Here is a 23,121-nt window from a genome sequence, read left to right on the forward strand (position 1 = left end):
GGCGGCTAGGGCTTGGCCTTGAGGTCGGCCGTCACGTCGAAGCCGCCGCCCGCCACCCGGGCGTGCAGCGCGTCGCCCGCCTCGACCTGGGCCGGATCGGTCACCACCGTGCCGTCCGCGCGCTGCAGCACCGCGTAGCCGCGCTCCAGGGTGGCCGCGGGGGAGAGGGCGACCACCCGGGCCAGGGTGTGCCCGAGGTCGCTCTGCGCGTGGTCCAGCCGGTGCCCGTGGGTGCGCCTGGCCCGCTCCAGCAAGGCCTCCACCTCCTGGCCGCGGCCGTCCAGCATCCGGCGCGGCGCGGCCAGCGCCGGGCGGCTTCGGACGCCGTCCAGCCCGTGCTGCTCCCGTTCGACCCGGCCGAGCACCTGCCGCCGGGCCCGGTCGCGCAGGGTCAGGACCTTCGTCAGCTCCTCGCCGACGTCCGGCACCACCCGTTTGGCCGCATCGGTCGGGGTGGAGGCGCGCAGGTCGGCGACGAAGTCCAGCAGCGGCTGGTCCGGCTCGTGCCCGATCGCGCTGACCACCGGCGTCCGGGCGGCCGCGACCAGCCGCACCAGGGCCTCGTCCGAGAACGGCAGCAGGTCCTCCACGCTGCCGCCGCCCCGGGCCACGATGATCACGTCCACCTCGGGGTGGTCGTCCAGCTCGCGCACCGCCGAGCCGACCCGCTCCACCGCGCTGACGCCCTGCACCGGCACGTTGCGCACCTCGAAGCGGACGGCCGGCCAGCGCCGCCGGGCGACCTCCAGGACGTCCCGCTCGGCGGCCGAGCCGCGCCCGGTGACCAGGCCGACGCACTGCGGCAGGAACGGCAGGGGCCGCTTGCGCCCGGCCGCGAACAGGCCCTCCCCGGCGAGGCGCCGCTTCAGCTGCTCCAGCCGGGCCAGCAGCTCGCCGAGCCCCACCAGCCGGATCTCGGCGGCCCGCAGCGACAGCTGGCCGCGCGCCCCGTACCACTCCGGCTTGGCGTGCACGATGACCCGCGAGCCCTCCTGCACCGCGTCGGCGACCTCGTCGAAGACGGAGCGGAAGCACGTCACCGTCAGGGAGACGTCCGCCTGCGGGTCGCGCAGGGTCAGGAACACCACCCCCGCGCCCGGCCGCCGGCTGAGCTGGGTGATCTGGCCCTCCACCCAGACCGCGCCGAGCCTGTCGATCCAGCCGCCGATCAGCGCGGAGACCTTGCCGACCGGGAGCGGGGCTTCGGGGGAGCTGGTGTTGGCCATGCGTATGAGGCTAGCGGCGGATGCCGACAGGGAGGTCAGCGGCGGACCCCGGCGGCCGCGGCCCCCTGGACCAGCAGCACGACGAGCCCGACCGCCAGCCAGACGGCCCCGGTGAGCTGCGCGGTGGACGAGGCCTCGTAGACCACCGCGCCGATCACCGCGATGCCCAGCAGCGGCGCCACCAGGTGCCGCGCCCAGTCCCGCGAGCCGTGCTTCACCACGTACCAGCCGATCACCGAGGCGTGCAGCAGCGCGAAGGCCGTCAGCGCGCCGACGTTGACCACCGAGGTCAGCTGGTCCAGCCCGTCGTCCCGGTTCGCCGCCCAGACGGCCGCACCCATCGTGATCACCGCGGCCACCAGCAGCGCCCGGCGCGGCACCGCCGAGTCGGGGTCCACCGCGGCCAGGAAGCGCGGCAGCCGCCCCTCCCGTCCCATCGCGAAGACCAGCCGCCCGGCGGCCGCCTGTCCGGCCAGCGCCGCGAAGGCCGCGCCGATCGCCTTGCTCGCCGCCACCAGCACGTGCAGCCAGTGCCCGACCCCGCGCTCCACGGTGTCGTAGAAGGCCGAGCCCTGGGCGGCCGGATCCGCCGCCAGCTGCTGCGGGGTCAGCGGCTCCAGCAGCGCCGCCAGGTACGTCTGCAGCACGAACAGCACCCCGGCCAGGGCCAGGCACCAGAGCACCGCCCGCGCCACCGCGGCGGAGGCGCCGACCGCCTCCTCCACGAAGGTGGCGATCGCGTCGAAGCCCAGGTACGACAGGACGGCCACCGAGACGGCCGAGATCACGGCCGTCGGAGAGAAGCCGCCGACGGCCGTGAACGGCGTGTCCCAGCCGCGCTGCGCCCCGTCCCGGGCCAGCACCACCACGGCCGCCACCACGAAGACCGCCAGCACCGCGATCTCCAGCGCCAGCACCGCCAGGCCGACCACCGCCGCCGTCCGCACCCCGGCCAGGTTGAGCGCGGTGGTGACCACCACCGCCAGCGCCGTCCACACCCAGCGCGAGACGTCCGGGACCAGCGAGTTCAGGGCGATGCCGGAGAAGAGGTACGCCACCGCCGGGATCAGCAGGTAGTCCAGCATCGCCATCCAGCCGGCGATGAACCCCGGACCCTCGCCCAGCCCGGCCCGCGCGTAGGCGAACACCGAGCCGGTCCGCGGCACCGCCCGCACCATCTGGGCGTACGAGAGCGCGGTGAATCCCATCGCGACCGTGGCGGCCAGATAGACGGCCGCCACCGCGCCGTGGCTCTTGGCGTCCAGCACACCGAACACGCCGACCGGGGCCATCGGGGCGATGAACAGGAGCCCGTAGACCATCAGATCGCGCACGCCCAGGCTGCGCCGCAGGCCGCCGTCGTCGACTCGATCGCTCATCACGTCCACATTTGAGCACCGGTGACCGGATCCGGCTCGAAGGCGCCTTCCGTCGGCGCGGCTCGCCGCCGCCCGTACGATGGAGCCATGTCCAACACCGCGCAGCGCCGTGTCCTGCTCGCCGCCCCCCGGGGCTACTGCGCGGGCGTCGACCGCGCCGTGATCGCCGTGGAGAAGGCCCTGGAGCAGTACGGGGCGCCGATCTACGTCCGCAAGCAGATCGTCCACAACAAGTACGTGGTGCAGACCCTGGAGAAGCGGGGCGCGATCTTCGTCGACGAGACGGAGGAGGTGCCCGAGGGTTCGATCGTGGTGTTCTCCGCGCACGGCGTCGCGCCGTCCGTCCACGACGAGGCCAAGGAGGGCCGGCTCGCCACCATCGACGCCACCTGCCCCCTGGTCACCAAGGTGCACAAGGAGGCCGTCCGCTTCGCCGACGAGGGCTTCGACATCCTGCTGGTGGGCCACGAGGGCCACGAGGAGGTCGTCGGCACCATGGGCGAGGCCCCGGACCGGATCCACCTGGTGGACGGTGCCGAGGACGTCGCCAACGTCGAGGTCCGCGACGAGTCCAAGGTCGTCTGGCTCTCCCAGACCACGCTCTCGGTGGACGAGACCATGGCCACCGTCGGCGAGCTGAAGAAGCGCTTCCCGCTGCTGGTCAGCCCGCCCAGCGACGACATCTGCTACGCCACCCAGAACCGCCAGGTCGCCGTCAAGCAGATGGCGTCCGAGACGGACCTGCTGATCGTGGTCGGCTCCAGGAACTCCTCCAACTCGGTCCGCCTGGTGGAGGTCGGCCTGGAGTACGGCGCCAAGGCCGCCCACCTGGTGGACTTCGCCGACGAGATCCAGGAGTCCTGGCTGGACGGCGTCACCACGGTCGGCCTGACCAGCGGCGCCTCGGTGCCGGAGATCCTGGTCGACGGCGTCCTGGAGTGGCTGGCCGCGCGCGGCTACGGCGACGTGTCGACCGTCAAGACCGCCGAGGAGCACCTGACCTTCTCGCTGCCCAAGGAACTCCGCCGCGACCTGCGCGCCGAGGCCGCCGGCAAGCTGTAACGGACCTCCCGGGAACCCGGTGCCCCGCGCGGGCGCCGGGTTCTCCGCTGCGCGCGGCCGTGCGCGTCCGGCCGCGCTCTCGTAGTTTTGTACACAGCTGTGCACAGGCCTGTGGACAACGGTTACGCGGAGGGCGGTCGTCATGACGGCGGTATTCGGTGTGGACATCGGCGGTTCGGGCATCAAGGGTGCTCCCGTCGACCTCGCCCGGGGCGTGCTCGCCCAGGAGCGGCACAAGGTCCTCACCCCGCAGCCCTCGGCCCCGGAGGCCGTGGTCGCCGCCGTCCGCGAGGTGGTCCGGCACTTCGACCACCAGGGACCGGTCGGGCTGACCTTCCCCGGGGTGGTGGTGAACGGCCAGACCAGAACGGCGGCCAACGTCGACAAGGGCTGGATCGGCCTGGACGCGGCGGGCCTGTTCCGCGAGGCGCTCGACCTGCCGGCCGTGGTGCTCAACGACGCCGACGCGGCGGGTCTCGCCGAGACCGTCCACGGGGCCGGCCGCGACCAGCAGGGCGTCGTCCTCGTGCTGACCTTCGGCACCGGCATCGGCAGCGCGCTCTTCGTGGACGGCGCACTGGTGCCCAACACCGAGCTGGGCCACCTGGAGCTGCGCGGCAAGGACGCCGAGCGGCGGGCCTCCTCGGCCGCCAAGGAGCGGCACGACCTGAGCTGGGAGCAGTGGGCCGGGCGGGTCGACGAGTACCTCGACCTGGTGGAGATGCTCTTCTCGCCGCAGCTGATCGTGATCGGCGGCGGGGTGAGCCGCAAGCACGAGAAGTTCCTGCCGGTGCTGCGCGAGCGCGAGGCGCGGGTGGTCCCGGCCGAGCTGCGCAACGACGCGGGGATCGTCGGCGCGGCCATGGCGGCGGCCCGGGCCTCCACCGGCTGACCGGTCCGGCCTTCGCGGCCGCGTACGGTGCCGGGTCGGGGAGTGGGCCGGGGGCGGGTCGGGCCGGGTCGGGGGCGGGAAGTCGGCCGGTCCGACGTCCCACTCCTCAGCGGTCGCGGTGGATCCGCCGCTGGGCCACGAAGCGGGCGAGCACGATGGCCGCGGCCAGGCCGGTGCCGGTGAAGAGCCAGCCGGCCCGCGTCGCGAGACCGGTTGCCAGCGCCACCACCTGGGCCGTCAGGCCCGAGGAGGTGACCGGGCCGAGCAGCAGCAGGGCGACGGCGAAGGCGATCGGGCCGCTGATCGGGGCGGCCAGCAGGTCGGCGAAGCGCACCCGGACGGCCAGCTGGAAGCAGATGACCAGGTAGCCGATGCCGAACAGCACCCCGAGACCGCCGAAGAGCATCCGGTCCACGCCCGCCAGGGCGACGGTCGCGACCGTCGCGGCCACGCCGGTGCCGATCGCGGTCAGCCGGGTCGGCCGCCCGGTGCGCCGGCGCCCGTAGAGCCGGCTGTCCGGGTGGCCGCCGCGGCGGGCGCCGCCCCGTTCGCCGCCGCGGGCGTCGTCCCGGGCGTCCTCGCGCTCGCCGGTGCGCGGTCCGAACGGCAGGCGCAGCCCGGTCCGGCCCGCGCCCGGGCGGCCGCGCTCGGCTCCGCCGGCCACGGCGCGTAGCCGGGAGGCGGGTGCGGCGGAGCCCTCGTCGGTCTCGGGGGCCCGCCCGGGCCCGGGGACGGCGGCCCCGGCCGCGCCGTTAGGCGGTCGGCGTCTGGGCCCTGGCGGCTGAGTTCGGATGCGCTGCTCCACCCACCCAACGTACGGTCCGATCATCGCCACACTGTGTAATGGGCCACAGGACCTTGCTCCGTGTCTCCGGACGGAGTACTGGTGTGATCGTCGCTCAACTCGACCATGGGGGGCTCATGACCGGCGGATTCGCCTTCGAACGCCTGCACCACGCGCAGCTCGACATCCCGGCCGGCGCCGAGGACGAGTGCCGCGCCTTCTGGCACGGCGTCCTGGGCATGGCCGAGCTGACCAAGCCCCCGGTCCTGGCCGCCCGCGGCGGCTGCTGGTTCCGGGGCGGCGGGGTGGAGGTGCACCTGGGCGTCGTTCCGGAGTTCCGCCCGGCCCGCAAGGGCCACCCGGGGATCCAGGTGCGCGCCCTGGACGCGCTCGCCGAGCGGCTGGCCGCGCACGGCCACGAGGTCGTCTGGGACGACGCCCTGCAAAGTCACCGCCGGTTCCACTCCAGCGACCGGTTGGGCAACCGCCTGGAGTTCCTGGAGCCGCTGCCGGTGGACGCGGGCGCCTGACCCGCTGCCCGTAGACTGGGCGATCGGCCCGCACGGTGCCGACCCAACTCCTCCAAGCCCACGGGACTGCGCTTCATGTCGCTCACGATCGGAATCGTCGGCCTGCCGAACGTCGGCAAGTCGACCCTGTTCAACGCCCTGACCAAGAACGACGTGCTGGCGGCCAACTACCCGTTCGCCACCATCGAGCCGAACGTCGGCGTCGTCGGTGTCCCGGACGCCCGGCTGAAGAAGCTCGCCGAGATCTTCGGCTCGCAGCGGATCCTCCCGGCGACCGTGGACTTCGTGGACATCGCGGGCATCGTGCGCGGCGCCTCGGTCGGCGAGGGCCTGGGCAACAAGTTCCTGGCGAACATCCGTGAGTCCGACGCGATCTGCCAGGTCATCCGGGCCTTCGTCGACCCGGACGTGGTGCACGTCGACGGCAAGGTCTCGCCGAAGGACGACATCGAGACCATCAACACCGAGCTGATCCTCGCCGACCTCCAGTCGATCGAGAAGGTGCTGCCGCGGCTCCAGAAGGAGGCCCGGCTCAAGAAGGAGTCGGCCGCCACGCTGGCCGCCGCCGAGGCCGCCCAGAAGATCCTGGAGACCGGCAAGACCCTCTTCGAGGTGGGCTTCGACGCCTCCTCGGTGCGCGAGCTGCACCTGCTCACCACCAAGCCCTTCCTCTACGTCTTCAACGTCGACGAGGACGAGCTGGTCGACGAGGAGTTCAAGGAGGCCCAGCGCGCCCTTGTCGCCCCCGCCGAGGCCATCTTCCTGAACGCCAAGATCGAGTCCGAGCTGATCGGCATGGACGAGGACGAGGCGCTGGAGCTCCTCCAGTCCATGGGCCAGGAGGAGACCGGCATGGCCACCCTCGGCCGGGTCGGCTACGAGACCCTCGGCCTGCAGAGCTACCTCACCGCGGGCCCCAAGGAGACCAGGGCCTGGACCATCAAGAAGGGCGCCACCGCCCCCGAGGCCGCCGGTGTGATCCACACCGACTTCCAGAAGGGCTTCATCAAGGCGGAGATCATCTCCTTCGACGACCTGGTCGCCTGCGGCTCCATCGCCGAGGCCCGCAGCAAGGGCAAGGCCCGCATCGAGGGCAAGGAATACCTCATGCAGGACGGCGACGTCGTGGAGTTCCGCTTCAATGTGTGATGCGGTCGCTACTGCATGTTACTTGATTTGACAAGTGTGCAGGTCAGGGGGTCGGACTCCATGGAGTCCGACCCCCTCGTCATTTCCGTGCTGACTTGGTGCTGACCCGCGGGAGTCCGTATCGGTCGCCGATCCACTCGGAAGCCCTGCCTGAGCGGTACGTTATTCGGGACCACTTGCCGAAGGGGGTTCGTGCCGTGTCCATCACCGCGAGCGAGGCGCGCAGGGATCTCCCCGTTGATCAAGAAGGTCAACGAGGACCATGACGCCATCGAGATCGTGTCCAAGCACGGAAATGCCGTGCTCGTCTCCGCCGAGCATTACGCCGCCTTGCGCGAGGGCTCCTATCTCCTGCGTTCGCCGGCGAACGCGCGTCGCCTGCTGAAGGCTTACGACAACGCGCTGAACGGCACAGGGCTCTCCGCTCGCGAGGATCAACGAGCTCATCGAGGACGTCCTGGGCGATCCGTTCACCGGGATCGGCAAGCCCGAGCCGCTGAAGTGCCACCTGCCAGGGGCCTGGTCGCGGCGGATCGATGACGAGCACCGCCTGGTCTATCCGGTCACCGACCGGGAAGTCGTCATCCTGGCGGCCCGCTCTCACTACTGGTCCCCGGTGGCGGCGTCAGGCGATGTGGACGGTGAGGGTGCCGTCGGGGGCGGGGGTGACGGTGACCTGCTCCAGGGTGGGGGCGTGGGCGGTGGTGCGGTGGGCCGTGGCGCGGGGGCCGATGCCGAGGACCGGGATGCCGGCGGCCACGGCGGCGGCGATTCCGGCCGAGGAGTCCTCCAGGGCGAGGCAGTCGGCGGGGGCGAAGCCGAGGGCGGCGGCGCCCTTGAGGAAGCCCTCGGGGTCCGGCTTGCTGGCGCCGACCGACTCGGCGGTGACGAGGACCGGCGGCAGCGGGAGGTCGGCGGCGGCCATCCGGACGCGGGCGAGCGGTTCGTCGGCGGAGGTGACCAGGGCGTGCGGCAGGCCGGCCAGTGAGGCGAGGAAGGGGGCCGCGCCGGGGATCGGGACGACGCCCTCGATGTCGGCCTTCTCCTCGGCGAGCATCCGGTCGTTGTCGGCGCGGTTGAGCGCGACCGGGCGGTCGGGCAGCAGGGCGGCCATGGTGGCGTGGGCCTGGCGGCCGTGCGCGAGCCGGAGCACCTCGGCGGGGTCGAGGCCGTTCGTCGCGGCCCAGCGGCGCCAGCAGCGCTCGACCACGGCGTCGGAGTTGACCAGGGTGCCGTCCATGTCCAGCAGGAGGGCGCGGGTGGTCAGGGTGAGCGGGGTGGGCATGCGGGGCTCCTCGCGGGCGGCGGGCGGGCTTCCGAGTCTATTGTTCAGTAAGGATACAAAAGATCAACCCACCAGGTGCGCGTTGACCGCGCGGGCCTCCTCGGCCAGCTCCGACAGCTCCACCACCTCGACGCCGGCCGCCTCCAGGAGTGCCGTCCCCTGGCAGTCGGTGACGAACAGGTCCGGCTCGCGCCAGGCGACGACCACCCGGGGCACGCCGGCCGCGATCAGCAGCCGGGCGCACGGCAGCGGCCGGGAGGCCCGCCGCCCGCAGGGCTCCAGCGAGCTGTAGACGGTCGCGCCGCGCAGTCGGGGATCGCCCGCCGGGAGCTTGGCGAGGGCGGCCTCCTCGGCGTGGTCCAGCGCGTCCGCCTCCCGGCTCCAGCCCTCGGCGAGCACCTCGCCGTCCGCGCCGACGATCACCGCGCCGACCGAGAAGGCGGTACTGGAGGGCGGGCAGCGACGCGAGAGCTCGACGGCCCGCCGCAGGTGTGCGAGGTCGGACGGTGCGCTGGTCACGGGGTGGACTCCTTCGGGGCGTACCTGAGCAGGACGACGTCGTCCACGGTACGTGCCTCCAGCAGGCGCATCCGGCGGGCCGGTCCGCCGGGGAAGGCCGCCGGCCGGACGAAGCGCGGCGCGTCCGCCTGTCCGACCAGCAGCGGGGCGACCGCCAGCTGGAGCTCGTCCGCCAGGCCCTGGGCCAGGAACTGGGTGTGCACGCCGCTCCCGCCCTCGACCATCAGCCGCCGCACCCCCCGGGCCCCGAGGTCGTCCAGGACCGCGCCCAGCTCCACCGTGCCGCCGAGTGCCACCACCTCGGCCAGCCCGTCCAGCGCCGGGCGGAGCACGGCGGCGCCGGCGTCCGAGGTGTAGGCGACCTTGTCGCCGCCGGTGTGCCAGAACCTGAGCGAACGGTCGAGAGCCCCGCTCGCGGTGAGGGTGACCTTCAGCGGGTACTCCGGTCGGCCGGCCGCGAGCCGGGCCGCCCGTCGGCCGGGGTCGTTGACCAGCAGCCGGGGGTTGTCCGCGCGCAGGGTGTTGCCGCCCACCAGGATCGCGTCACTGGCGGCGCGCTCCGCGTCCACCCGGTCGAAGTCGGCGGGGCCGGAGAGCAGCAGGCGGTCGGGGGAGGCGTCGTCGAGGTGCCCGTCGAGGGACATCGCGGCGCTCAGCAGGACGAAGGGGCGGCGGCCGGGCATGGTGAACCGTTCTGTCGGGAGCCCGTCCACGGTACGGGCCCCGGTCATGCCCCCGCGCCGCGCGGGGGCAGGAGTTCGCCCGGTGGCCCGCCGGCGGAGGGGCGGCGTTCGCCGAGGGGGCCCACCGCGGTCCGGACCTCGCACCGCCCCTCAACTCGTGGTCCCCGTAGGGCGAAGCCCCCGTCCGGGCCCCGGGTGGGGGCTTTCGGGTGAATCGGTCGTTCGCGATGTGAGACGAATCTTCTCGCCATACGGGACAAGGAGTAGCGTCGGAGGCGTCGGAGGAACCGACCGCAGGGAACGCGACCGAACCCCAGGGGGACCGCCATGACCGGACCGCAGCCCACCGTCTACACGCACGGGCACCAGGAGCCCGTGCTGCGCTCGCACCGCTCCCGCACGGTGGCCAACTCGGCCGCCTATCTGCGGCCCGAACTGCGGCCGGGGCAGGCCGTGCTGGATGTCGGCTGCGGCCCCGGCACGATCACCGCCGAGCTGGCCGAACTGGTCGGCCCCACCGGGCGGGTGGTGGCCGTGGACACCTCGGCCGAGGTGCTGGAGTCGGCCGCCCGGTACGCGGCGGACCGGGGCCTGGCCAACGTGGTCTTCGAGATCGCCGATGTGCACGGACTGCCGTACGCGGACGGGGAGTTCGACGTGGTGCACGCCCACCAGGTGCTGCAGCACGTGGCCGACCCGGTGGGGGCGCTGCGGGAGATGCGCCGGGTCACGGCGGTGGGCGGCGTGGTCGCCGCCCGGGACGTCGACTACGCGACCATGACCTGGTACCCGCAGGTACCGGAGCTGGACCGCTGGCTGGCGCTGTACGGGCGGATCTCCCGGGCCAACGGCGGCGAGCCGGACGCCGGCCGACGGCTGCTGTCCTGGGCCCGGGAGGCCGGCTTCACCGACGTCACGGCGACGTCCAGCAGCTGGAGCTATGCGTCGCCCGAGCAGCGTGCCTGGTGGGGCGGGCTGTGGGCGGACCGGATCGTGGCGTCCGACATCGCCGACGCGGCGGTGGCCGAGGGGTACGCGGACCGGGCGGAGCTGGAGCGGATCTCGGCCGGGTGGCGGGCCTGGGTGGCCGCCGAGGACGGGTGGTTCGCGATGCTGCACGGCGAGGTGCTGGCGCGCCGCGGGTGAGCGGCGGGCGGCCGGAAAAGGGCGGGAGGGTGTGCTCCAAGATCGGGTAAAGTCGCGCGTCCGTTCCCATCGCCCCGGCCGGTCCTCCGCTGGTCCGCCCGGTGGTCCGTCCGCGGAACGTTCGAGTCGAAACTGCCGAGCTGATGCCCGTGACCGGGCCGGGGGAGTCCACGTGTCCAAGCCCGAGTCCGACGCGCCCGTTCCCGGGCCGGAGGCCGCCGCACCGGAGGCCAGCGTGCCGGACACCGCCGCACCGGACGCCGCACCGGCCGACGCCCCGCCGGTGGACGCGGCACCGGCGGACCGGGTGGAGCTGACCAAGTCCGCGGCCCCCGCCGAACCCCCCACCGCTCCCGCCGCCGACCCGTGGGCCGCGCCCGGCGCGACCACCCCTGCTCCCGCCGCCCCCGGGGCCGCGCCCGGCGCCGACCCGTGGGCCGCCGCCGGGGGGCCGGTCCCGCCCGGGGCACCGCCGGCCTCCGGCTGGGCCGCCGTCACGCCCGGCGCGATCTCCGGCTTCCAGCCCGGCTACGCCTACCCGGCGACCCCTGAGGTCACCAACGGCTTCTCCGTCGCCGCGCTGATCACCGGCCTGCTCTGCATGTGGCCGCTCTCGCTCGCCTTCGGCATCGTCGCGCTGGTCCAGATACCCAAGCGCAACGAGCGCGGCCGGGGCATGGCGGTGACCGGTGTGGTGTTCGGTGTCCTCGGGGCGCTGGTCTCGCTGATCGCCTTCATCGGCCTGCTCGCCGCCGGGGTCGAGGAAAGCACCCGCGCCGACCGTCCCGCCCGGGCCCCGAAGGCGCCGGCGGGCTCGGTGCTCTGGTCCTCGCTCAAGTCCGGCGACTGCTACAACCCGGCCGGTGGCGCCGACGGACGCGAGGACGGCGACCAGACGGTCCTCTGGGTGTTCAAGGCCCCCTGTGCGCTGCCGCACCACGGCGAGGTGGCCGGCACCGCCCGGATCCCGGAGAGCGGCGGGCTCGCCTACCCGGGCGAGAGCCGCGTCCGCGAGAGCGCCGCGGCGCTCTGCGGCCCGGTGCTCGCCGACTACGCCCTCGACTACTGGGCCGTGCCGGACGGCGTGGACGAGGTCTACCTGTTCCCGGGCCGCGCCAACTGGAAGTCCGGCGAGCGCTACGCCACCTGCGCCTTCGAGGACCGCGACGCCGAGCACCTGGGCAGCGTCCGCACCGACCGGGGCAAGCTGTCCCAGGCCCAGCTGGCCTACCTGGAGGCGGCCCTGGTCTACAACAAGGTCTCCTGGAGCGAGCCGGACGCCGAGGTCGCCGACGCCCGGCCCGAGTTCACCACCTGGGCGGGCAGGATGGCCGACGCCTCCCGCAAGGAGGCCGAGCAGCTGTCCGGGAGCACGGCGGCCTGGCCGGAGGGCGCCAAGCCGAAGGTGGCCGAGCTGGTGGCCGCCCAGCGCGCCGCCGCGACGGCCTGGGACGCCGCGGCCAAGGCCGTGGACGCGACCGCGCTCGAACGCGAGATCCGGCGGGCGAAGTCGCTGGTGGCCAAGGAGGCGAACTCGACCGTGGAGATCCGCCGGGAGCTCGGCCTCTCGACCGGCGAGCAGGTCGGCGAGATCCGGGTCTGACGGCGGCGGGCGGGCCGGGCCGGTGTCTTACCGGGCGTTTACCGGGCCCGTACACACCGGAAGCGCGCGGGGCGTAGCGTCCCGTGCGCGTGGTCCCGGCCCGACCCCCACGCGGGCCGGGACCGCGCGCCCCGGGCGGTCGGATTCCCGTGCGGCCACCGGCCGTTCCGGTCCCGGGGCGGGGCGCCTAGGCTCACCGGCATGGACACCTGCCGGGTGATGCGACAGGACGACAACGGCAACCGCTACGTGGTCGCCAAGGGGCTGGACCGGGCCGAGGCCGAACGGCTGGCCGCGGAGTTCGAGGCCCGCGGGCACAAGCAGCTGTACTGGGTGGAGGCCGAGGCCGCATAGGGTCGGGGCCATGGAGAACCGGATCGTCGTCGGGGGCGCGCTCGTCCACCGGGGCCGGGTGCTGGCCGCCCGCCGCAGTGCCCCGGCCGAGGTGGCCGGGCGATGGGAGTTCCCGGGCGGCAAGGTCGAGCCCGGTGAGACGCAGCCGCAGGCGCTGGAGCGCGAGCTGCTGGAGGAACTCGGTGTCCGGGCGAGGGCGCTGGAGCCGCTGCCCGGGGCGTGGCTGGTCCGCCCGGGGCTGGAGCTGCGGCTCTGGGTGGCCGAACTGCTCGCCGGCGACCCGCGGCCGCTGCAGGACCACGACGAGCTCCGCTGGCTCGGCCCCGCCGAGCTCGACGGGCTCGACTGGCTCGACCACGACCGCGAAGTCCTCCCGCACCTGACCCGCCTGCTGGCCGGGGCCGACAGCGCGCGCTGACCGCCGCGCGCCCGGCGTGCCCGCCCGCACCACGGGAGGGGCGCGCGGGCCGCACGCGCCCGCGCCACGCGCGATACGCCAGGTAGGTCAATCGGAAAAGAGGACCCATAAGCCGGGATAGCCTGGGTTCTGCTGGGTATGTCGCTTTTCGGCACCATTCGTCACCATCGGTGAGCCGTCCCCAGCCGGCGACGCCGATCCCGACCAGAGCCGGAGGCCCCGTCGGTGTCGAGTACCGGTCACGGTGGCGGGGGAGCACGAGGCACGGGCACCGGGGGGAGTGCCGCCGCGCGCGCCCGCCTGCGCCGTGGCGCGCGCCCGCAGCAGCAGCCGCCGCAACCGCCGGCCGGCCGCCGCCGGGGGGACGGCGGCGCCCCCGAGGCCGATCCCGCGGACCGTCCCGCGACGTCCATGGTGGCGCCCGACGCGTCCCCGTCGGCGGGCCCCCGCAGCCGCCCCGGCCGCCCCTTCCCGGGCGCCCCCGGAGCCGAGCCGGGCGGCACGGGCGGCCACCGCGAGGGCAATCTGCTCGACGTGGTGAAGGTGGCCATCGCCATCCTGGACACCGCCGGCCGGGTGGTGCTCTGGAGCCCGGCCGCCGAGGAACTGCTCGGCTGGCCGAACGAGCTGCTGGTCGGCCGCCGGATCGACGAGCTGATCCCGGACGAGGACCAGGTCACCCGGATCCGCACGGCGATCCAGGACACCCTGCGCCACGGCCGCTGGGCCGGCCTCACCGAGCTGCGCGACCGGGACGGCGAGGCGGTCACCGTCGACGCCCGGATCTCCCTGCTGGTGGACGGTGACGGCACGCCGTTCCTCCAGGTCAACCTGGCCGAGGCGGCCGCCGTCCGGGCGGTAGAGCGGGACCTCGCCGTCCGGGACGCGCTGTTCGAGCAGTCCCCGCTGGGCATCGCCGTCCTCGACACCGACCTGCGCTACACCGCCGTCAACCAGACCCTGGCCGAGATGAACGGCATGGTCACCGAGGACCACGTCGGGCGGACCACCGGCGAGACCCTGCCCGAGCGGGCCGCCGACGAGATCACCGCCATCCAGCGCCAGGTGCTGGCCACCGGCGAGCCGGTCATCGACGTCACCCTGGCCTCGCCGGTCACCGCCCGCTCCGGGTACCGCTCGATCTCCTACAGCCGGATGACCGACCGGGCCGGCCGGGTGCTCGGCATCTCCGGCACCGTGATGGACGTGACCGAGCGCTACCGGGCGGTCGCCAAGGTCGAGCACGCCCGGCGCCGGCTCTCGCTGCTCAACGAGTTCGGCTCCCGGGTCGGCGACCTCCTGGACGCCTCGCGGATCGCCCAGGAGCTGGCCGGCGCCGTGGTGCCCCGGCTCACCGACCACTCCGCGGTGATCCTGCTCCAGGCCGTCGCGCACGGCGACGACCTGCCCCGGCACGGCCACGACCGCCGCACCTCGCTGCTCCAGCTGGGCACCGCCTCCGTCCAGGACGGTCCCGAGGTCGAGGTGATGCTCCGGCGCGGCGCCCGGATCACCTTCTCCGAGGACTCCGCCTGCGGGCGGGTGCTGCGCACCGGCGTCCCCGAGCTGCTCTCCGGCGCCGACCAGCTGAGCGACGTCACCTACCCGGGCGACCCGAAGATGCAGGCCGCCCACGACCTGGGCGTGCACTCGATGCTGGTGGTGCCGCTGCGGGCCCGGGGCATCGTGATCGGCCTGCTGCTGGTCAGCCGGGCCGGCTACCGCGAGGGCTTCGACCGGGACGACCTCGCCTTCACCGTCGAGCTGGCCGACCGGGCCGGCAGCTCCCTCGACAACGCCCGGCTCTACGCCCGGGAGCGCACCGCCGCGCTCACCCTTCAGCGCACCCTGCTCCCGCAGCAGGTCCCGCAGCCCACCGGCGTCGAGGTCGCCTACCGCTACGTGCCGGGCAGCATCGGCACCGAGGTCGGCGGGGACTGGTTCGACGTCATCCCGCTGCCCGGCGACCGCACCGCGCTGGTGGTCGGCGACGTGATGGGCCACGGCCTGCGGGCCGCCGCCACGATGGGCCGGCTGCGCACCGCCGTCCGCGTCCTGGCCGCCCTCGACCTGCCCCCGGACGTGCTGCTGCGGCACGTCCACGAGCTGGCCGACGACCTCGCCCAGGGGCCGGACGAGGCGCTGCTGGCCACCTGCGTCTACGCGGTGTTCGACCCGGCCACGGCCCGGCTGACGGTGTCCAAGGCCGGCCACATCCCGCCGGTGCTGGTGGTGCCCCGCGAGGGCGCCGAGGAACCGACCCGCACCGGCGGACCGCTGCTCGGCGGGACCGGCCGGATCCTCGACCTGCCGTCCGGCGCTCCGCTCGGCGTCGGCGGCGTCCCCTTCGAGTCGGTCGAGCTCAAGATCCCCGAAGGCAGCCTGCTGGCCCTGTGCACCGACGGGCTGGTGGAGTCCCGGGACAAGGACCTCGACGTCGGCCTCGGCCGGCTGGTCACCGTGCTCCAGGAGCCGCACGCCTCCATCCAGGCGGCCTGCGAGGCGGTGCTGGCCACCATGGAGCAGGGCCGCGAGCCCGACGACGTGGCGCTGCTGCTGGCCCGGCTCGGCCACGGCCAGGCCGGCACCCCGACGGCCGGCTGGACGCTGCCCGCCGAGCCGACCGCCGTCAGCCGGGCCCGTCGGCTGGTCCGCGCCGCGCTGGTCGAGTGGGGCGTCGAAGCGCTCACCGACACCGCTGAGCTGCTGGTCAGCGAGCTGGTGACCAACTCGGTCCGCTATGCGAGCGCCCCCATCGGAGTACGGTTGACGCTGGGCGAGACGCTGCTGGTCGAGATCTCCGACCCGCTGCCCGACCCGCCTCGCGAGCGTCACGCGGCGGAGGCCGACGAGGGCGGCCGGGGCCTGGAACTCGTCCGCCGGCTGGCACTGCGCTGGGGCGCGCGGGCCGAGGGCATGGGCAAGGTCGTCTGGTTCGAGCAGGCGCTGCCGGGTAATGAGCCCGAGGAGCCGGGTGACGAGTAGGACGCGAGTAGAACGGGACCGCATATGCCAGCAGGGGGCCGGGGGGAGCGCGCACTCCGGCAGGGGGCGCGAGCGTGGCATTGTGGTTGCGCGGGCGGTAGGACAAAAACCTTCGCCCGATCTGATGTTGTGATGTTGAGGGCGTGTGAACGTACCCCTCGATGATGAATACTCGGTCTTCTCGGCATCCGGACGGTCGCGGGTTTGGAGGGGTCGGTCCGTTGAACAGCACCCCGGCGCGTAACGCGCCGAGCAGCAGCGGTCATGCCGCTGTGCCCGGGCAGGCCGGTTCGCCACACCTGCCCGCCCCGGCCGCGGGGCAGGGCCGGGCGGCCCGCCCGGTGGTCGGCGCCCACCAGTGGGGCGCGGGGGACCCGGGCTCGATCTACGACTACATCCGGGTCGCCACCTTCGCGATCGGCCCGGACGGCCGGATCAGCCAGTGGAGCGAGCGCGCCGCCGAGTTCTTCGGTGTGCCCGCCGTCGAGGCGGTCGGCGCCGATCCGATCAGCACCTTCGTCCCGCGCGAGCTCTGGCAGCGCGGCCGCACCCGGCTGGAGCGCACGCTGGCCGGCGAGGAGTGGGTGGGCACCACGCCCTACCGCGACGCCACCGGCGGCGAGGGCCTCGCCGAGCTCTACCTGATGCCCGACAGCGCACTGCCCACCGCCGGTGCCACCTGTCTCGCGGTCGACCTCGGCCGGCTGCGCCGGATCGAGACCGACCTCGCCGCCTCCGAGGCCGTCTTCGGCCAGACCCCGACCGGCTTCGTCCTGTTCGACGACCGGCTCCGGCTCCAGCGGGTCAACGACGCCTTCGCCTCGGGGGTCGGCCTCGCCCCCACCGACCTCGAAGGCCTGACCGCGCACGACCTCTTCCCGGCCCCCGAGGCCGACCGGCTGACCGCCGCCCTGCGCAAGGTCCTCGCCACCGGCGAGCCCGTCTTCGACCTCCGCTTCCACTCCGCCGTGCCGACCCGCGAGGGCAACCGGCTCTGGGCCGTCTCGCTCTACCGCCTCAACGGCTCGGCCGGGCAGCCGATGGGCGTGGCCGGCCAGGTCTCCGACGTCACCTCCCGGCACGTCGCCGAGCGCGAGGCCGACGGGGTGCGCCGCAACCTCGCCCTGCTCAACGAGGCCAGCGCGCACATCGGCTCCACCCTCGACCTGGAGACCACCGCCAAGGAGCTGCTGGACGTCGTCGTCCCGCCGTTCTGCGACCTCGCCACCGTCGACCTCTACACCGCGCTGCTCTCCGGCGAGACCGTCCCCAGCGCCGGCCGCTACGGCGACGGCGTGCTCACCGACGGCAGCGGCGAGCTGCGCCGGGTCGCCGTCTCCAGCGTGGTCGGCGGCGCCTCCTCCGTACTCGGCTCGGTCACCGGCCTGCCGATCGCCGAGGCCGGCGGCACGCTCTGCTACCCGCGCCGCTCACCGCACGCCCGCGCGCTGCGCACCGGCCGCAGCGTCGTCCCCGAGCCCGGGCCGGACCCGCTGCTGCGCTCCACGCTGATCGTGCCGCTGGTCGCCCGCGACCAGGTGCTCGGCCTGGTCCAGCTCTCCCGCGCGATCGGCAGCGAGCCGTTCGACGCCCGTGACGTCGCCATCGCCGAGGAACTGGTGGCCCGCGCCGCCGTCTGCATCGACAACGCGCGGCTCTACCGCCGCGAGCACGAGCGCGCCCTGATCCTGCAGCGCAGCCTGCTGCCCCCGGGCAACCCGGCCGCCAGCGGCCTGGAGATCGCCTGCCGCTACCTGCCCAGCAACAACAACACCGAGGTCGGCGGCGACTGGTTCGACGTCATCCCGCTGCCGGGCAACCGCACCGCGCTGGTCATCGGCGACGTGATGGGCCGCGGCCTGCGCGCCGCCGTCGCGATGGGCCAGCTGCGCACCGCCGTCCGCACCCTGGCCATGCTCGACCTCGACCCCGCCGAGGTGCTCACCGCCCTCGACGAGATCGCCCGCGGGCTGGGCGACGACTCCGCTCCCGCCGGCTCGCCCACCCCGTACGGGCGGCTCACCTCGACCGCCGACGAGGAGGCCCGCGAGGTCTACCTGGCCACCTGCGTCTACGCGGTCTACGACGCCGTCACCCGGCGCTGCGTCTTCGCCAACGCCGGCCACCTGCCGCCCGTCCTGCTCAGCCCCGACGAGCCCGCCCGGATGCTCGACGTCCCGCCCGGCCTGCCGCTCGGCGTCGGCGGCGAGCCCTTCGAGGAGGTCGAGCTGACCCTGCCGGACGGCGCCGTCCTCGGCCTGTACACCGACGGCCTGGTGGAGAGCCGCAAGCACCAGCTGGACGAGGGCCTGCGCGCCTTCCGCATCGCACTGTCGGCGGAGGGCAAGAGCCTGGAGAACCTCTGCGACCACGTCCTCGGCGAGCTCAACCCGCACCACGGCGAGGACGACATCGCCCTGCTGATGGCCAAGGTGCACGCCTTCCCCGACGACGCCGTCGGCAACTGGTTCCTGCCGCCCGAGCCGACCTCCGTCGCCAAGGCCCGCGAGCTGGCCTGCAGCTGGCTGCTGGCGCGCGGTCTGGACGAGCTGGTCGACACCACCGAGCTGCTGGTCAGCGAGCTGGTCACCAACGCGCTGCGGCACGGCCGGGGCGAGATCCGGCTGCGACTGCTGCGCGACCGCAGCATGGTCTGCGAGGTCTGGGACGACGGCTACGCCCAGCCGCGCCAGCGGCGCGCGCAGGAGACCGACGAGGGCGGGCGCGGGCTCCAGCTGGTCAGCCTGCTGGCCGAGCGCTGGGGGAGCCGGCGGACGCCCAAGGGCAAGATCGTCTGGTTCGAGCTGTCGCTGTAGGGCCGGTCGCCCCCGGACCGGTCGCCCCCGGCCGGGCATGCTCCCGGCCGGGCACGCTCGGGGCCGCCGCGCGGATCGGCTGTCCGGGTGCAGTCCCCCGGCGGCCGCCGTGTCGGGACGGCCGCCCCGACCGGGTCGGCGTTCGATGGCCGCCATGCGCGTCCGCCAGCTCACCGCCGCAGCCGCCGCGCTGCTGCTCGCCACCGGCGCCCTGGCCGGCTGCTCCGGCGGCCCGGCCCCGGCCCGCCCGCCGGTACCGGCTCCCGTACCGGCCCCGCCCACCGCCGTCACCGGGGACGTCGGCCCGCCCGACCGTGCCGCCGTCCGGGAGGGCGGCACGCCGCGCTGGGCGCTGGACGCCGCGCCGGCCACGCTCAACGTCTACCAGCCGGCCGCGACCGCCGACAGCGCGCTGCTCGCCCACGCCCTCTACCCCTCGCTGTTCCGGCCGGACGAGCACGGCCGGCCGGTCGCCGACCCGGACTACCTGGAGTCCGCCGAGTGCACCCCGCCCGGACAGCAGCCGCAGGTGGTCACCTACCGGCTCAGCCCGCAGGCCGTCTGGAGCGACGGCACCCCGCTCTCGGCCGCCGACTTCGGTGCGCAGCGGGCCGCCCTCTCCGGCCTCGACCCGGCCTACGCCGGGAACCGTCCGGCCGGGTACGACGCGATCGACTCGATCACCGAGGGGGCCGGCCCGCACGAGGTGAAGGTGACCTTCCGGCGGCCGTACGCGGAGTGGCGCGCCCTGTTCGCTCCGCTCTACCCGGCCGCGGTGACCGGCTCCCCGGCGGCGTTCAACCGGCCGTTGACCGACGGGCCGGAGCCGACGGCGGGTCCGTTCCGGCTCTCCCGGTACGACCCGGCGGGCGGGCGGGTGAGCCTGGTGCGCAGCCCGAACTGGTGGGGGGACCGGGCGAAGGCGGACGGGATCGACTTCCTGGTGGTCCCGGCCGAGGGCCGGCTGGACGCGCTCGACCAGGACCGGCTGGACATCGCCTCGCTCACCGCGGCGGTCGACCGGGCCGGCTCCACCCCGGCCGCTCCGCCCACCCCGGCCGCGTCCGCCTCCGCCTCCGCCTCCGTGTCCGGGTCCGCCTCCGGCTCCGGGTCCCCGGCCGCGACCGCGTCCGCGACCCCCGCCGCCCCGCCCGCCGCCCCGCCCGCTGCGGCGCCGGAGGCCGCCGACCGGGCGCTGCGGCGGGCGGAGGCCCTGCCCGGCATCACCGTGCACCGGGCCGCCGCGGCCGCGCTCACCGAGCTCACCCTGAACGCCGCCCGCGGCCCGCTCACCGACCCGGCCGTCCGGCTCGCCCTGGCCCGCGCGGTCGACCGGCGCCGGGTCGCCGGTGCCGCGCTCACCCCGCTCGGCCTCGTCGCCGCCCCGCTCGGCAGCCACCTGTTCGCCGGTGACCAGGACGGCTACCGGGACAACAGCGCCGCGCTCGGCCCGGCGGACGCGGGCCGGCTGCTGGACGCGGCTGGCTGGAAGCGGCCCGCGGCCGGCGCGACCCGGGTCCGGGACGGCCGGGAGCTGGCCCTCGCCCTGCTGGTCCCGGCCGGCTCGGCCACTGCCCGGCGCACCGCCGACGCGCTGACCGCCGACCTCGCCGGCGCCGGCATCGCGCTCCGGACGGTGGCGGCGCCCGCCGAGGCCTTCGTCCGGGACCACCTGGCGACCGGCGACTACGACCTCGCCCTGTTCTCCTGGCCGGCCGGACCCCACCCGGCGGTCGAACAGCGTGCCGTCTACGCCAAGCCGCGCCCCGGCGCGGACGGCGCCCTGGAGGCCGGCAGCAACTACGGCCGCTCGGGGACGGAGGAGATCGACCGCCTCTTCGACCGCGCGGCCGCCGAACTCGACCCCGCCGCCCAGCTGGCCCTGCTCCAGGAGGCCGACACCCGGATCTGGCAGCTGGGCCACTCGGTACCGCTCTACCAGCGGCCGGACCTGGTCGCGGTCCGGTCGGACGTGGCGGGCGCGGGCGCCTGGGGCTTCGGCCGGCCGCGCTTCCAGGACGTGGGGTTCCGCGGCCCCTGACCGTGCGCGGGGCGGGGCGGACCACGCGGACGACGCCCGGCCCGGCCGGGCCCGGCGGTGCGTGACCGGGAGGCCCCGGCACGGCGTCGGCCGGGTGCCGTGCCGGTGATCCACCTGTGATCTTGATCCCGCCCGACCTGCCCGTTTCTGCCGACCTGGAGGGTTCCCCGTACGATAGGAGGAAGCCGTGGCATGTCCTGCCCGGCGGGTGGACCGGTAGTAGCAGGCGGAACGGGCGGCGGTGATCACAACGGATCGCCGGTCGGCGTCACGCAGCCGGGCGCCGAAACCCACGATTCCGGGAGAATCCGCTCAGCATGCCCACGCGCAATGACATCCGCAACGTTGCCATCGTCGCCCACGTCGACCACGGCAAGACCACTCTGGTCGACGCCATGCTGAAGCAGGCCGGTGCCTTCGCCGCCCACCAGCACCTCGATGACCGCATGATGGACTCCAACGACCTGGAGCGCGAGAAGGGCATCACCATTCTCGCGAAGAACACCGCCGTGAAGTACCACCCCAAGGAGGGTGGCGCCCCGATCACGATCAACATCATCGACACCCCCGGCCACGCCGACTTCGGTGGTGAGGTCGAGCGCGGTCTGTCGATGGTGGACGCGGTCGTTCTCCTGGTCGACGCCTCCGAGGGTCCGCTGCCGCAGACCCGCTTCGTGCTCCGCAAGGCGCTCACCGCCAAGCTCCCGGTGATCCTCTGCATCAACAAGACCGACCGTCCGGACTCCCGGATCGACGAGGTCATCAACGAGACCTACGACCTCTTCCTGGACCTCGACGCGACCGAGGAGCAGATCGAGTTCCCGATCGTCTACGCCTGTGCGCGTGACGGCGTCGCCTCGATGACCAAGCCGGAGGACGGCAGCGTCCCGGCCGACAGCGACTCGCTGGAGCCGTTCTTCTCGACCATCCTGTCGGCCGTCCCGGCCCCGACCTACGACGAGGACGCCCCGCTCCAGGCCCACGTCACCAACCTGGACGCGGACAACTTCCTCGGCCGCATCGCGCTCTGCCGCGTCGAGCAGGGCGAGCTGCGCAAGGGCCAGCAGGTCGCGTGGATGAAGCGTGACGGTTCGATCCAGCAGGTCAAGATCACCGAGCTGCTGATGACCGAGGCGCTCACCCGCAAGCCGGCCGAGGTGGCCGGCCCCGGCGACATCTGCGCCGTCGCGGGCATCCCGGACATCATGATCGGCGAGACCCTGGCCGACCTGGAGAACCCGATCGCGCTGCCGCTGATCACGGTGGACGAGCCGGCCATCTCGATGGTCATCGGCACCAACACCTCGCCGCTGGTCGGCAAGGGCGGCAAGGGCCACAAGGTCACCGCCCGCATGGTGAAGGACCGCCTGGACCGCGAGCTGATCGGTAACGTCTCGCTCCGCGTGCTGCCGACCGAGCGTCCGGACGCCTGGGAGGTCCAGGGCCGTGGCGAGCTGGCGCTGGCCATCCTGGTCGAGACCATGCGCCGGGAGCTCTTCGAGCTGACCGTCGGCAAGCCGCAGGTCGTCACCAAGGTCATCAACGGCAAGACCCACGAGCCGGTCGAGCGGATGACCATCGACAGCCCCGAGGAGTACCTCGGCGCGATCACCCAGCTGATGGCGACCCGCAAGGGCCGCATGGAGACCATGACGAACCACGGCTCCGGCTGGGTCCGCATGGAGTTCATCGTCCCGTCGCGCGGCCTGATCGGCTTCCGGACCCAGTTCCTGACCGACACCCGCGGCACCGGCATCGCGCACTCCATCTTCGAGGGCCACGAGCCGTGGTTCGGCGAGCTCCGGATGCGCAACAACGGCTCGCTGGTGGCGGACCGCGCGGGCGTCGTGACGCCGTTCGCGATGATGGGCATCCAGGAGCGCGGCACGCTCTTCGTCGAGCCCACCACCGAGGTGTACGAGGGCATGATCGTCGGCGAGAACTCGCGCCAGGACGACATGGACATCAACATCACCAAGGAGAAGAAGCTCACCAACATGCGTGCGGCCTCCTCCGACACCACCGAGAACCTGGTGCCGCCGCGCAAGCTCTCGCTGGAGCAGTCGCTGGAGTTCTGCCGCGAGGACGAGTGCATCGAGGTGACTCCGGAGACGGTTCGCATCCGTAAGGTCGTCCTGGACCAGAAGGAGCGCGGCCGCACGGCTTCGCGCGCCAAGAAGGCGTGACCACTTCCTTCTGAGCGCCCTTTGGCCTGAATCGATCGCCCCCCTTTCCAACGGAGAGGGGGG

At 74.1% G+C, this 23,121-nt stretch carries 16 protein-coding genes and 3 pseudogenes; 14 read left to right on the forward strand and 5 right to left on the reverse strand.

Going from position 1 to position 23,121, the window contains the following annotated elements:
• Positions 1 to 5 precede the first annotated feature (5 nt).
• Both xseA and ACZ34W_RS05065 read right to left on the reverse strand, forming a co-directional pair.
• Positions 6 to 1,226 carry an exodeoxyribonuclease VII large subunit gene (xseA, locus tag ACZ34W_RS05060; protein WP_465601920.1) on the reverse strand — a complete coding sequence of 407 codons (1,221 nt, stop codon included), beginning with the start codon at positions 1,224 to 1,226 and terminating at the stop codon, positions 6 to 8.
• 35 nt (positions 1,227 to 1,261) lie between these two features.
• Positions 1,262 to 2,605: an APC family permease gene (locus tag ACZ34W_RS05065; protein ID WP_329489422.1), complete on the reverse strand. Its 1,344-nt coding sequence runs from the start codon at positions 2,603 to 2,605 to the stop codon at positions 1,262 to 1,264.
• A gap of 87 nt (positions 2,606 to 2,692) precedes the next feature.
• Between ACZ34W_RS05065 and ACZ34W_RS05070 the strand changes: the two genes are divergently transcribed.
• Together ACZ34W_RS05070 and ppgK are read left to right on the forward strand one after the other, a co-directional pair.
• The gene (locus tag ACZ34W_RS05070) at positions 2,693 to 3,667 is read left to right on the forward strand and encodes a 4-hydroxy-3-methylbut-2-enyl diphosphate reductase (RefSeq protein ID WP_329489423.1); all 975 of its coding nucleotides are present in this window, start codon (positions 2,693 to 2,695) and stop codon (positions 3,665 to 3,667) included.
• 142 nt (positions 3,668 to 3,809) lie between these two features.
• Positions 3,810 to 4,559, forward strand: coding sequence for a polyphosphate--glucose phosphotransferase (gene ppgK / locus ACZ34W_RS05075; protein WP_329489424.1), 750 nt, complete (start codon positions 3,810 to 3,812; stop codon positions 4,557 to 4,559).
• Positions 4,560 to 4,665: 106 nt separating this feature from the next.
• Here the strand turns inward: ppgK and ACZ34W_RS05080 are convergent, their stop codons facing one another.
• Positions 4,666 to 5,364 (reverse strand): DUF6542 domain-containing protein, encoded by a 699-nt coding sequence (locus ACZ34W_RS05080; RefSeq protein WP_465601923.1) that lies wholly within the window; start codon positions 5,362 to 5,364, stop codon positions 4,666 to 4,668.
• A gap of 116 nt (positions 5,365 to 5,480) precedes the next feature.
• On the opposite strand from ACZ34W_RS05080, the gene ACZ34W_RS05085 reads away from it, so the two are divergent.
• The 4 genes and pseudogenes from ACZ34W_RS05085 to ACZ34W_RS05100 form a co-directional block, all read left to right on the forward strand.
• On the forward strand, positions 5,481 to 5,873 hold the full coding sequence (locus ACZ34W_RS05085; protein ID WP_465601926.1) for a VOC family protein: 393 nt from the start codon (positions 5,481 to 5,483) through the stop codon (positions 5,871 to 5,873).
• Between the two features lie 75 nt (positions 5,874 to 5,948).
• Entirely contained in the window at positions 5,949 to 7,022 is a 1,074-nt protein-coding gene (gene ychF / locus ACZ34W_RS05090; protein ID WP_329489426.1) for a redox-regulated ATPase YchF, read from the forward strand.
• Positions 7,023 to 7,219: 197 nt separating this feature from the next.
• Positions 7,220 to 7,454: pseudogene (locus ACZ34W_RS05095) on the forward strand (type II toxin-antitoxin system Phd/YefM family antitoxin); the annotation flags it as partial.
• A pseudogene (locus ACZ34W_RS05100) lies at positions 7,453 to 7,629 on the forward strand (Txe/YoeB family addiction module toxin); the annotation flags it as partial. The pseudogenes ACZ34W_RS05095 and ACZ34W_RS05100, both read left to right, overlap by 2 nt.
• Positions 7,630 to 7,647: 18 nt before the next feature.
• On the opposite strand, the gene ACZ34W_RS05105 reads toward ACZ34W_RS05100, so the two are convergent.
• Positions 7,648 to 8,307 carry an HAD-IA family hydrolase gene (locus ACZ34W_RS05105; RefSeq protein ID WP_465601929.1) on the reverse strand — a complete coding sequence of 220 codons (660 nt, stop codon included), beginning with the start codon at positions 8,305 to 8,307 and terminating at the stop codon, positions 7,648 to 7,650.
• 63 nt (positions 8,308 to 8,370) lie between these two features.
• Positions 8,371 to 9,509, reverse strand: a pseudogene (locus tag ACZ34W_RS05110) (dihydrofolate reductase family protein).
• 327 nt (positions 9,510 to 9,836) lie between these two features.
• Between ACZ34W_RS05110 and ACZ34W_RS05115 the strand changes: the two are divergent.
• The 8 genes from ACZ34W_RS05115 to typA all read left to right on the forward strand — a co-directional run bounded on the left by ACZ34W_RS05115 (position 9,837) and on the right by typA (position 23,058).
• Positions 9,837 to 10,655 (forward strand): methyltransferase domain-containing protein, encoded by an 819-nt coding sequence (locus ACZ34W_RS05115; protein ID WP_465601931.1) that lies wholly within the window; start codon positions 9,837 to 9,839, stop codon positions 10,653 to 10,655.
• Between the two features lie 172 nt (positions 10,656 to 10,827).
• Positions 10,828 to 12,258, forward strand: a complete 1,431-nt coding sequence (locus ACZ34W_RS05120) for a DUF4190 domain-containing protein (protein WP_465601933.1) — start codon at positions 10,828 to 10,830, stop codon at positions 12,256 to 12,258.
• Between the two features lie 201 nt (positions 12,259 to 12,459).
• Positions 12,460 to 12,612 carry an SPOR domain-containing protein gene (locus tag ACZ34W_RS05125; protein ID WP_329489432.1) on the forward strand — a complete coding sequence of 51 codons (153 nt, stop codon included), beginning with the start codon at positions 12,460 to 12,462 and terminating at the stop codon, positions 12,610 to 12,612.
• Positions 12,613 to 12,622: 10 nt separating this feature from the next.
• The gene (locus ACZ34W_RS05130; RefSeq protein ID WP_465601935.1) at positions 12,623 to 13,030 is read left to right on the forward strand and encodes an NUDIX domain-containing protein; all 408 of its coding nucleotides are present in this window, start codon (positions 12,623 to 12,625) and stop codon (positions 13,028 to 13,030) included.
• Positions 13,031 to 13,441: 411 nt separating this feature from the next.
• Positions 13,442 to 16,015: a SpoIIE family protein phosphatase gene (locus ACZ34W_RS05135; protein ID WP_329489434.1), complete on the forward strand. Its 2,574-nt coding sequence runs from the start codon at positions 13,442 to 13,444 to the stop codon at positions 16,013 to 16,015.
• Positions 16,016 to 16,287: 272 nt separating this feature from the next.
• Positions 16,288 to 18,831 (forward strand): SpoIIE family protein phosphatase, encoded by a 2,544-nt coding sequence (locus ACZ34W_RS05140; protein WP_465601938.1) that lies wholly within the window; start codon positions 16,288 to 16,290, stop codon positions 18,829 to 18,831.
• Positions 18,832 to 18,985: 154 nt separating this feature from the next.
• The gene (locus ACZ34W_RS05145; protein WP_465601940.1) at positions 18,986 to 20,872 is read left to right on the forward strand and encodes an ABC transporter family substrate-binding protein; all 1,887 of its coding nucleotides are present in this window, start codon (positions 18,986 to 18,988) and stop codon (positions 20,870 to 20,872) included.
• Positions 20,873 to 21,189: 317 nt separating this feature from the next.
• Positions 21,190 to 23,058, forward strand: coding sequence for a translational GTPase TypA (typA, locus tag ACZ34W_RS05150; RefSeq protein WP_329489436.1), 1,869 nt, complete (start codon positions 21,190 to 21,192; stop codon positions 23,056 to 23,058).
• Positions 23,059 to 23,121: the final 63 nt, after the last annotated feature.

The organism is Kitasatospora sp. NPDC022856 (assembly GCF_055561235.1).